This window comes from Yersinia sp. LJYL362 (assembly GCF_048323875.1).
In genome coordinates this window covers 1-10,370 of sequence record NZ_JBLWEX010000097.1, presented here as the reverse complement: position 1 = coordinate 10,370, position 10,370 = coordinate 1, and the positions used below count along the sequence as shown (strand labels likewise).

Genomic DNA, 10,370 nt, shown 5'->3' with positions numbered 1-10,370 from the left:
ATCCGTGTGTCAGTTGTGGTGCCTGCTGTGCCTATTTTCGAGTCTCATTTTATTGGTCGGAGGCCAAAGATGGCGGCGGTACAGTTCCCTCTGCCATGACCGAGCAGGTCACCCCGTTTATTAGCTGCATGTCCGGCACTAATGGCAAATCTTCCCGCTGCATTGCCCTCCAGGGCGAGGTCGGCCAGTCTGTTTCTTGTTCAATCTACGACGACCGCCCACCTCCCTGTCATGAATTTGAGCAGTCAGGAGAAACTGGTATTCACAATCCCTATTGTGACCGCGCCCGCGCCCATTACGGCTTACCACCGTTACCTGTTGATAACATCGAGGTAATTAGATTAGAAGAAATCAGCCGTTGGCCAATGACGGGATCCCACAGCGCGCCATAACAAGGTATAATCATCGGCTAAGCGCTATTTTTTCATCCCAAGGAGCTTTCATGCCTATCACGGCTAACACTCTATACCGTGACAGTTTTAACTTTTTACGTAATCAGTTACCGGCCATTCTGTTGCTGGCTTTACTGACTGCGTTCATTACCGTCATGCTGAATCAGGCCTTTATCCCTGATACTGAACAACTGAGTATTTTAAGTTCCACAGAAAGTGATTTTGCGTCGTCAGGGAATATCAGCATTACCGAATTGGTGGCACAACTCACGCCAGAGCAACAGATTATTCTGCTCAAAGTGTCTGCGGCGGCCACCTTCTCCGCATTAGTGGGTAATGTTTTATTAGTCGGTGGCATGCTGACACTGATTTCTATGGTTTCTCAAGGCCGTCGTGTTAGCGCATTGCAGGCAATTGGTATTTCACTGCCTATTTTACCCCGCTTACTGTTGTTAATGTTCATTGGTACCTTGTTGATTCAACTGGGAATAACCCTGTTTATCGTGCCGGGTATCATTATTGCTGTGGTACTTTCGCTGTCACCGGTTATCGTCGCCACGGAAAAGATGGGTGTTTTCGCCGCAATGAAAACCAGTGTTAAGTTAGCCTTTGCCAACGTTCGATTGATTATTCCGGCGATGATGTTGTGGATAGCAGCTAAACTGATTTTGTTATATTTGGTCAATCACCTGACGGCGTTGCCGACTCCCATTGCCAGTGTGGTTTTAGCGTCACTGAGCAATTTGGTTTCTGCATTATTGTTGGTGTATCTGTTCCGCTTATATATGTTATTGCGCCCGACTGATATCACTGTATAAATATCACATAAGGAAGGGCCTTTGCGGCCCTTTGAGGTTTATGACAAAGTGCTCGTAGAGGTGAAAACAGGCAGATCGTAAAGACGCCGTAAACCCTTCCCTAGGGGCTCGAGCCGCGCCGTCCCTGGCGTGGACGCTTTACTCTTCTACCTGTCCTCACCTTGCCAGATCGAGGTATCGAGGTTTGTCAGCAGTCTGAAAGGGCCATTACGGCCCTTTTTTGTTATTGGGAATTCAACGGATTTAAACCATAAAATCCATCAACTGATTTCCGGCTCCGCTTCCGAATCTTGTCTCTCTGCCACCCGCTGTTTACTCTGAATCAGTTTGAGGGCCAAATAGAGATCCGGCACCAAAACCAGATCATCATCATGGCTTTTCAACTTATTAATACGGAACCAGCGCGTCAATTCAGTGCGTCGCCCGGCTAATATCAGCTTAATATTACGCTGCTTCAGATCGCGTTTAAGCTCATCAATAGCCGCCAACACACTGATATCTGCATAGGTAAAGCTAGCCACCGCATCAATCACCACCCAATCAGCGGGATGTGGCGTGCTATCGACCAGATTCAAAATACGTCGTTTGAAGTAGGCAACGTTGAAATACGTCAGCGGTGAGTTAAAACGGTAAATCATCACGCCGGGTACGGGTTTAATCCCATTACCACTGCGCATTGAATGGATCATGCCATCGGCATTCACCCCCAATAACTGCTCTGTTGGGCGGAAAACGGTGCGCAAGAATTGTAATAACCCCAACAATACCGCCAAACCAATGCCACTGATAACACCGACCAATACCACGCTGACGAAAGTAAAAATCGCCAAATAGAAAGCTTGAGTATTACGTTTACGTAGCTGCCATAAGCTCCTAAATCCGAGCAAAGACCAGGCGGCATAAATCAGCACCACGCCCAGTGCGGCTATCGGAATATATTGCAGTGGGCGGGTTAAAAACAGCAGCACCATTGCAATCACCAATGCAGCAATAATGGACACTAACTGGCTCTTACCATTATTGGCATCATTCACGGCGGTGCGGGTGCTGGCCCCACTGATGGCAAAACCCTGCGACAAAGCAGAAACAATATTGGTGACACCGAGCGCGCGCAGTTCAACATCGGCATCCACTTCGTAACCATTTTTCGCCGCAAAACTGCGGGCCGTCAGCATCATACTGACAAAGCTGACCACAGCCAGGTTGAGTGCCGGGATCACCATGTCACGTAACAGGCCCGGCTGGAAATCTGGCCAATGCACCATCGGCAAACCGCCGTCAAATCCCCCCACCACTCCAACACCAAACTGCTGCATATCGGCAGCCCAAGAGACAAAGGTCGCCATGACAATCGCCAACAATGGCGCGGGCCAATTTGGCCGTAACCACTTGACGCCATACAGTACGACAAAAGTCAGTAATGAAATCGCAACAGTGGGTAAATGACTGTTAATCAAATTATGTGGCAGCGCCAACACTCGCTCAATCAATTGAGGTGGCCGGGTCATAAAACCAAATACTTTACCCAACTGGTCAACAATGATGGTGATCGCCACCCCATTGAGTAAGCCGGTCAGTATCGGCCGCGATAATAAATCTGCCAATGCCCCGAGCTTAAAGCGGCTGGCCACCAAACACCATGTCCCCATCATCAACGTCATCATGATGGTTAACTGCCAGTGAACTTCGCTGTTCCCCGCCGCCAACGGCGCAACCACCGCCGCGATCACCGCACAAGTGGCGGCATCAGGCCCCACAATCAATTGACGTGATGAACCAAAAAACGCATAGGCAATCATCGGCAAAATACAAGAATACAAACCGACGGCGGCGCTAACGCCGGTCAATTCCGCATAGGCGATAGCAATAGGCAATGCCACTGCGGCCACCGATAACCCAGCTCTCACATCTGGCTTGAGCCAGTCACGTTCATAAGCCATTAATTGGGTCAAACCCGGCATCCAATACCGGAGTGATTTTCTCTGCATACAGACTCCACTAAGCTTTAACCCAATATTTATTACTTATCATGCTGGGTTAACACCGAACTGGCAATATACAGACAAAATCTGTTACGTGTTTATCGTAAGTTTCTGCAAATTCCGCTGGCGGAGCGCGCATTCCGACAGATAATTAAGGATAATAGTGTTTTACCGCAGGTACCCTCACCTCACTGAATCCGGTATAGTCAGGCGGTGTACAAATGATGGATTGATTCATGAAGCAACTTTTAGATTTTCTCCCATTGGTCGTGTTTTTCGTTTTCTACAAGATGTATGACATTTTTGTCGCATCAGGGGCGTTGATTGTCGCCACATTGCTCGCGCTGGCGTTTACTTGGGTCAAATACCGCAAGGTCGAAAAAATGACACTGGTCACCGCCATTATGGTGTTGGTGTTCGGTACCTTAACGCTGGCATTCCACAGCGACTTGTTTATTAAGTGGAAAGTCACGGTGCTGTATGTGCTGTTCGCCGCCGCGTTATTAGTCAGCCAGTGGTTTATGAAAAAGCCATTGATTCAGCGCATGCTGGGTAAAGAACTGACGTTACCCGATTCGGTCTGGTCAACGTTGAATATGTCTTGGGCCGTGTTTTTCCTGGTCTGCGGTTTGCTGAACATCTATGTGGCTTTCTGGTTACCGCAAGACATTTGGGTCAATTTCAAAGTCTTTGGCTTAACCGCCCTGACGCTGGTATTCACACTGATTAGCGGCGTTTATATTTACCGACATATGCCGGAAGAACAGAAAAAGTCATAATTTAAAATAGTAGGCAGAGATGACCCAGGAACAAATATCACCTCGCGGTGAACGGTTATTACCTAGCGGTGAACAAATATTACCCAACGGTGAATTGGTCCTTCGCACCCTTGCGATGCCCGCCGATACCAATGCTAACGGGGATATTTTCGGTGGCTGGTTGATGTCCCAAATGGATATTGGTGGTGCTATTCAAGCGAAAGAGATAGCCCATGGGCGAGTGGTCACGGTACGTGTTGATGGCATGACCTTCCTCAAACCTGTTGCGGTGGGTGACGTGGTTTGCTGTTATGCCCGCTGCATCAAGACAGGCCGCAGCTCTATTACCATCAATATTGAAGTATGGGTAAAAAAGGTCTCTTCCGAACCTATTGGTCAGCGCTATAAAGCCACTGAAGCGGTATTCACCTATGTGGCCGTTGATGATATCGGCAAAGCTCGCGCCTTACCGGAAGAGAGCCGAAACTTTGAAGTGGGCGCAACGCAAATTGCCTCAGGGTTACCCTGTAACTGACTAGTCCTGCTATGCATTGACACTTTTCAACCTTTAAAACGCCTGATGAGTGACATCAGGCGTTTTATATTTCAGTGACAGCGCAACAAAGCAATATCAAGTGTGCAACACAATTCACTCTATTCTTTGCGTAATATTTTGATCCCAGATGACGGTAGGGCTACTGCCGGGCTTATTGATAACCAGGCTCTGTAGCAGACGGTTATGGCTGAAAATCAGCGACGATTTCTCATCGGCAATGAACGTAGTGAAATCCAACGTGCAGTTGTTGAATGTTGTCTGGATAAAATCCAGCTGCTTAGTCGCTCTGTTTTGTAGCGCAATATCACAATCGATAAATTGGCAGGCAGAGATGGATAAGTGGTTTGATGATAGTTTCAGTGGGTTCTTTTTCGTTGCAGCACTGAATTCACACCCGACAAAAGCTAACGCGGCAGAGCTGGAAAAACTGAGATTCTCCACATGCTCGAATCGAGTATCTCTGAAGGTAATCAACTGCGAAACATTGGCTTGAATCACGGTCTGGTCAATAGTTGAAAGTGAAAAATGGCATTGTGTGATCACATTTTTCCTTCCTGAACGTTGAGATACCTGACTAATACGCAATGTTCTATCAGCTGAACATCCCGTCATATGCAACCCGTCAGCATTAACCCATATCATACCGGAGCTGGCAATCGCCTCATCAGCCACCACCACCACATCTTCAAGTGTCAAATCAGTAATCTGGTAACGTGCGACAAACCACGGACAGACATGTTTACGCACATTAATACGTTTAGCACACCCGCCCCATGGTGCACCAGAGTTAGCAAATGTCATCAGCCCTGAGTTACCGGTATAGGTTAGGTCATGCTCATATTGCCCATGGGTAACAAAGGGGCCTTTCTCCCCACTTTGACCATTAGAATGACAATTTTCCACCAGGCAATAGGCTGATGCAGTGAAATCATTTAAATGGCGGGAATTCGCTGTATAACAGTCCACTACATGCCCGTACAAACAATAAATTTGCTGGGTCAGATACCCAGCACCGCCCCATGCAGTATTGGGTGGGTTTATCAACGAGCATTGCCGGGTAATATAATGTGTATTCCACCGTCTCATCACTACCGGCCAAAATGTCCCTATACCATGGATACCAAAAACATTCGTCTGTACAGCATACTCAAAAGCAATAGGATGGCTGCCAGTATGCTCATTATCTCCCGCACCGTGAAAGTGCATATTTTGGATAGTCACGTTTTGAGTTGGTAAGACTTTTCGCCAAGTAATAACTCGCCCAGGCTCCAACAACCAGCCATTGGCATAACTAATTTGAATATGAGTGGCATCAATAATACTGATAACCTGGACCAACTTTTGCAGTTCCCGCTCTGCATTTCCTCCACCAGGTTTTAAATCGACCTGAACACAGTACCAGGCACCGATATCAAAGGCATTAGCCTCCATTACTGGAAAAATATCGGACTGGTCCTGAATGGATGCATTCAACGTGACGACAATATCTTGACCAGACAACTCCCCTTGAAAAAACAGAACAGCAGCAAAGGGATCATCTCTTGGCGCATCTTCAATACCTTGAGTGAAAACATGGTGATTTTGAAAATCCAATAAGAGATTAGAGCGATGAAAGGTATGTCTTCGTTGAAAAAGTAAATCGCTGAATGCAGAAATCTGCTGAATGGTTGGATCGTTAACTAACGCCGCCAAAGCATCGTCGGCGGGGCGCGTTTGATCCATGATACCAAAGGTTCTGAAATCCCCTTTGCCTTGATGTTGCTGTATCCAACGGCCTGTCGAGGTGAGGGCTGATCCTATTACAGTTCCACCGTTAATCGCCGCTTCACTGTTGCTATCCCATAAAAACCACGCGCCACCACCATCACCAGGATGGAAATAACCACTGACACAAACCATTTCATTTTCATTAGGTTGTGAATGTATCAACTCATGAACCGTATCAATATTTTTCATTTTCACTCCTGATTTAAAAGGAATGCAGTTCAAGTGTAGGGCACGGTTGCAAATAGCAGCTAAAGGTAAATTTTTTCTCCGGTTAAAAGCCTTAGAATAATGGGTCGTGCTATAAAGCGACCCTTTTTATTGCAGCGTGGACATTCTCGAACGGCAAAATCACTACCTTAGTCCATTTCCGTCGTGCCGCCAATTTTGAACACCACGGTGGTGACATAATCCTTGGCCGCAACCGCTTCAAAACGCCACTTGCGCATTACCTGTTTCACTTCACGCTCAAAGGTATTACGCGGTGTCGCTTCCAGAATTCGCACGTTGGTGACTCGACCATTTTCGTCGATGTCATATTGCACTTTCACCTGCCCTTCAACCCCCAACGCCAAGGCTCTGGCGGGATAAGTCGGTTTCGCCTTACTCAGCGCTTTGGGCCCAGCCGATGTTGACACACCCGGCACCGAGGCTTTTGGGGCTGATTTAACCGGTGCATTGGTAGAAACCAATGCAGGTTCATCTGATTTAAACGGCTTGTCATCCGGTGGTGCAACTGTCTTTTTAACATCCGGTTTCTTCACTTCCGGCTTTTTGACTTCTTTTTTCACCGGTTTCGGTTTCGGCTTTACCGGTTCAGGGATAGGTACAGGCACCGGTTCTGGCAGCACTTCAGGTTCTGGTGGTGCTTCTTCGATGGGCTCAGGTTCAGGTTCAACCTGTGGCTCTGCTGCCGCTGGCTGTGGTGCCGCGAAGGTATCTATATTAACCATCGTGACCGCGATCGGCGCATCCTCTATCTCTGGCTGTATTCTCATTTGCTCTACAGAGACATACAGCAATGCCGCAATGACGCTGCCATGAATGCCTACTGAAAATGCGAGTGGCCACGTAAGCCGTCGACCCAAGAAAAATTTATTTAGCTGCATAATAATTCAGTGTCCTCTAATGCAGCTAAGTTTAAATGCAAATAGCAATCATATTCAATACGCAGTTGCAAACTATCTGAGCGATAGGTCTTAAATGATGCTTTAAACGGCAATATCAACCCAATAACACTTTCTATTTACGCCTGGTTATCATTTTATTTCATTATGAATGACCGGTGTATTCGCCGGCAAATTGCAGATATCCCTCTTCTCACCGATGATTGAATTTATGGGAGGAACATGATGTTATGGAACACCGAACACAAATCAAATCGCCATATTTCTGTATGACGAATAGGTGAAACATGCTGTATGTAATCTTTGCGACCGATGTTCCTGATTCACTTGAGAAGCGCTTGTCCGTGCGCCCTGCCCATCTGGCCCGCTTACAAGCATTACACGATCAAGGCCGTTTATTGACCGCAGGGCCTAATCCCACCATCGACAGTGCTGACCCAGGTGCGACCGGATTTACCGGCTCGACCGTGATAGCTGAGTTTGCTTCGCAGCAAGAAGCTGAAGCCTGGGCAGAGCAAGACCCTTATGTTGCTGCTGGGGTATATCACTCCGTTATTGTAAAACCTTACAAACGCGTATTTTGAGTCACCGCGATTATGTCTGAGCATAGAAGAAACGTTTTCTATCAACGTTATTTGACTAACTGATTGGGTAAATACACAGATTCCGATGAAATCATACGCCTGCCGCCAGGCGTATTGGCTTTAATATCTCCACGACCGACTAGGCTTTGTAGTGCTTCAGCCAATGCTCTTCACAGGCTTCCACCGCTTTATCCAGCATATGCGCAGGTGATTTTAATATCATATGGTCTTTTCTTACCCAGACAGGATAAGTATGTTTGCCAGCAGCAATGACTTGTTCAGAATAAATAGCCGCGTGATAGATAGGCTCAGATTCTTCACAATAGATTTCATATTTATAAAGCGCCGTGCTGATTTTTAAATCCCCGAAGAATACTGTTTTAGCTAATTTATATTGAGACATTAACCATCGCCTTTGCTGGAATAGGGATTATATCATCCGCTCAACCGCATCATATAACTGTGATATTCACAGCAAAAGCCCATCTAAGTGGATGTCCTGGCGGCAAAATTTGAATTCTCTCATGCGCCACAACCGCGCCCGCTGAATATCATCACCGAATATTAAAATGGTCGTACTGGAGAGGAAGATGGCTCACCTCTTCCAGCGGGCAAGAATTGAATAAGTAACCTTGCATGGCATCAACGCCTATGTCAGCCAGTTGGCAATATTGCAAATGCGTTTCGACACCCTCAATAACCACATTCTGACAATGCTCACGCAGACGCGTCACCAGGTTATCAAAGGTGACACTGCCCGCCCACTGCCAGTAAAAATGTTTATCAATCTTTACACACTCAAAGAAGCCACTGGCTGCTGCCGCCAGGTGAGCATTACCGCTACCAAAGTCGTCCAACCATAGGGAATATCGTTTAGCCAGCTTACTTAATAATGCATTCTCAGCCCCCTCCCCGAGGTTGGGGAAACTCTCCATTATTTCCAGTCTGATAAAAGGCATTGAGTCCAACAGTGATATGACATTATCATCATTCAATACTGCATTTGTCATATCAAAATCTATATTTATTGAGAGTATTATTTGGTGTTCAATAAACCACTTCTGCTGATTTTTCACTTCACATAATTGGGTGTGCAACAACTTAGCCTTGGTCTGAGCATTAAGTTGATGTAAGAAGCGCTCAGTATAAATAGGCGATTTAAAAGAGGTTGTCGTAAACCGACTCAATAACTCTACTGCAAGCAACTGGCCGTCATGCTTGTAAACAGGCTCACAGATAAAAGTGCAATCAACTGCAATGTTTAGTCTGCTATCCACAGTAAAATCCTTTTATTTGATTAGAACAGCAGTATTGATCAATTGATAAAATTGATCAATTTTTTATTATTGATCACTAAAAACGATAAATGATATTGACATAGAAAAGCAGAACTCCAAACAACCCATTGATAGATAAGAAAGTATTAGACAAACATGATGATTATCATGTTTATTATTCAATAATCATTTATTTCGCCAGGGAATGGTCGCTCCGAACAACCCTACAGTAACACCCCTGAAACTGAACGATTAGAACGAAGCGACCTAATATATAGGGTAGCGCGATCTCATTCTGATGTGAAATAAACTGCCAAAGGACTATTCTGCCCCGTTTATTATTAATATGAACATCAGAATCATCGCATTTTGATAATTTAGGATAGGCGTGATTTTTCTGCGAAAAAATGCGCACTTTAAAGTGGAAAATATTATTTAAAATTTCCAATCAACATCACGACGTTGACAATGTTAAGTCTACCCAGCGAGCGGAAGAATGTATTGTGCAAGATGTTTTCAGGTGAGAAATTAATAATGGGCATGTCCTTGCTGGGTTAAAAACAAAAACAGCCTCATAAAGAGACTGTTTTTACAACCCTCACCGTGAATCACCACTCATAAGCTACAGTGAACAATAGCGACCTACGATGCTGATGCTCGTGAAGTTGCCGGACACAATAGATATGGCGATAGCGCCGTGATTGACCTTCAAGCCAGCGATTTTTTCGACGCTGATTTTGCCGCAACATACGCCAACGGCCGACCTCATTCTTACTCCGTCTCATCAAGCTATTCTTCCAACGCTGAGAACTGGGCTATTATAAACTTTTCATCAGTTGAGCCAAGTCGCCACAAGAAAAAACGCATGTTTAGTCTTAAATCATCTAACCTTCAGTAAGGTAAAAACAAAAAATGCCCACTATATAGAGATATTGACTCAGGCATTCGTCTTGCAAGTCCTTTAGCTTAAAAGACTTTATCCGCTAATATATCCGATTAAAGGTTTCGCCTTTGCCATACTGTGCGTACACTCTTTAGTGACCGTTTGTGAACAGGATTTCCGCCCTTATGACAACATTTTATACCGTAATCAGTTGGCTCTCAGTTTTTGG

The 10,370-nt window shown here is 45.7% G+C and carries 11 protein-coding genes; 5 read left to right on the top strand and 6 right to left on the bottom strand.

Features of this window, described 5'->3' with window-relative positions; all coding sequences use genetic code 11:
* Both ACNSO8_RS04225 and ACNSO8_RS04220 read left to right on the top strand, forming a co-directional pair.
* A partial coding sequence (locus tag ACNSO8_RS04225; protein WP_418393923.1) for a YkgJ family cysteine cluster protein occupies nt 1-392 on the top strand: 392 nt, incomplete at its 5' end.
* A gap of 50 nt (nt 393-442) precedes the next feature.
* Complete coding sequence (locus ACNSO8_RS04220; RefSeq protein WP_418393922.1) at nt 443-1,210, top strand: YciC family protein; 768 nt, start codon at nt 443-445, stop codon at nt 1,208-1,210.
* A 260-nt stretch (nt 1,211-1,470) separates the two neighbouring features.
* Here ACNSO8_RS04220 and ACNSO8_RS04215 read toward each other — a convergent pair whose 3' ends face one another.
* On the bottom strand, nt 1,471-3,198 hold the full coding sequence (locus ACNSO8_RS04215) for a SulP family inorganic anion transporter (RefSeq protein ID WP_418393921.1): 1,728 nt from the start codon (nt 3,196-3,198) through the stop codon (nt 1,471-1,473).
* A 230-nt stretch (nt 3,199-3,428) separates the two neighbouring features.
* Here ACNSO8_RS04215 and ACNSO8_RS04210 point away from each other — a divergent pair, with 230 nt between their 5' ends.
* Together ACNSO8_RS04210 and yciA are read left to right on the top strand one after the other, a co-directional pair.
* A complete protein-coding gene (locus ACNSO8_RS04210) occupies nt 3,429-3,971 on the top strand; it encodes a septation protein A (RefSeq protein WP_418393920.1) in 543 nt (180 codons plus the stop codon).
* 19 nt (nt 3,972-3,990) lie between these two features.
* Nucleotides 3,991-4,485 carry an acyl-CoA thioester hydrolase YciA gene (yciA, locus tag ACNSO8_RS04205; protein ID WP_418393919.1) on the top strand — a complete coding sequence of 165 codons (495 nt, stop codon included), beginning with the start codon at nt 3,991-3,993 and terminating at the stop codon, nt 4,483-4,485.
* A gap of 114 nt (nt 4,486-4,599) precedes the next feature.
* On the opposite strand, the gene ACNSO8_RS04200 is transcribed toward yciA, so the two are convergent.
* Nucleotides 4,600-6,462 carry a hypothetical protein gene (locus tag ACNSO8_RS04200; protein WP_418393918.1) on the bottom strand — a complete coding sequence of 621 codons (1,863 nt, stop codon included), beginning with the start codon at nt 6,460-6,462 and terminating at the stop codon, nt 4,600-4,602.
* 167 nt (nt 6,463-6,629) lie between these two features.
* The gene (tonB, locus tag ACNSO8_RS04195) at nt 6,630-7,379 is read right to left on the bottom strand and encodes a TonB system transport protein TonB (protein WP_418393917.1); all 750 of its coding nucleotides are present in this window, start codon (nt 7,377-7,379) and stop codon (nt 6,630-6,632) included.
* A 305-nt stretch (nt 7,380-7,684) separates the two neighbouring features.
* Here tonB and ACNSO8_RS04190 point away from each other — a divergent pair, with 305 nt between their 5' ends.
* The gene (locus ACNSO8_RS04190) at nt 7,685-7,981 is read left to right on the top strand and encodes a YciI family protein (protein ID WP_418393916.1); all 297 of its coding nucleotides are present in this window, start codon (nt 7,685-7,687) and stop codon (nt 7,979-7,981) included.
* A gap of 139 nt (nt 7,982-8,120) precedes the next feature.
* Here the strand turns inward: ACNSO8_RS04190 and ACNSO8_RS04185 are convergent, their stop codons facing one another.
* The 3 genes from ACNSO8_RS04185 to ACNSO8_RS04175 all read right to left on the bottom strand — a co-directional run bounded on the left by ACNSO8_RS04185 (nt 8,121) and on the right by ACNSO8_RS04175 (nt 10,043).
* Nucleotides 8,121-8,384, bottom strand: coding sequence for a hypothetical protein (locus tag ACNSO8_RS04185; protein ID WP_418393915.1), 264 nt, complete (start codon nt 8,382-8,384; stop codon nt 8,121-8,123).
* Nucleotides 8,385-8,535: 151 nt separating this feature from the next.
* Nucleotides 8,536-9,258: an EAL domain-containing protein gene (locus tag ACNSO8_RS04180; protein ID WP_418393914.1), complete on the bottom strand. Its 723-nt coding sequence runs from the start codon at nt 9,256-9,258 to the stop codon at nt 8,536-8,538.
* Nucleotides 9,259-9,866: 608 nt separating this feature from the next.
* Nucleotides 9,867-10,043, bottom strand: coding sequence for a YciY family protein (locus ACNSO8_RS04175; protein WP_050110477.1), 177 nt, complete (start codon nt 10,041-10,043; stop codon nt 9,867-9,869).
* Nucleotides 10,044-10,370: the final 327 nt, after the last annotated feature.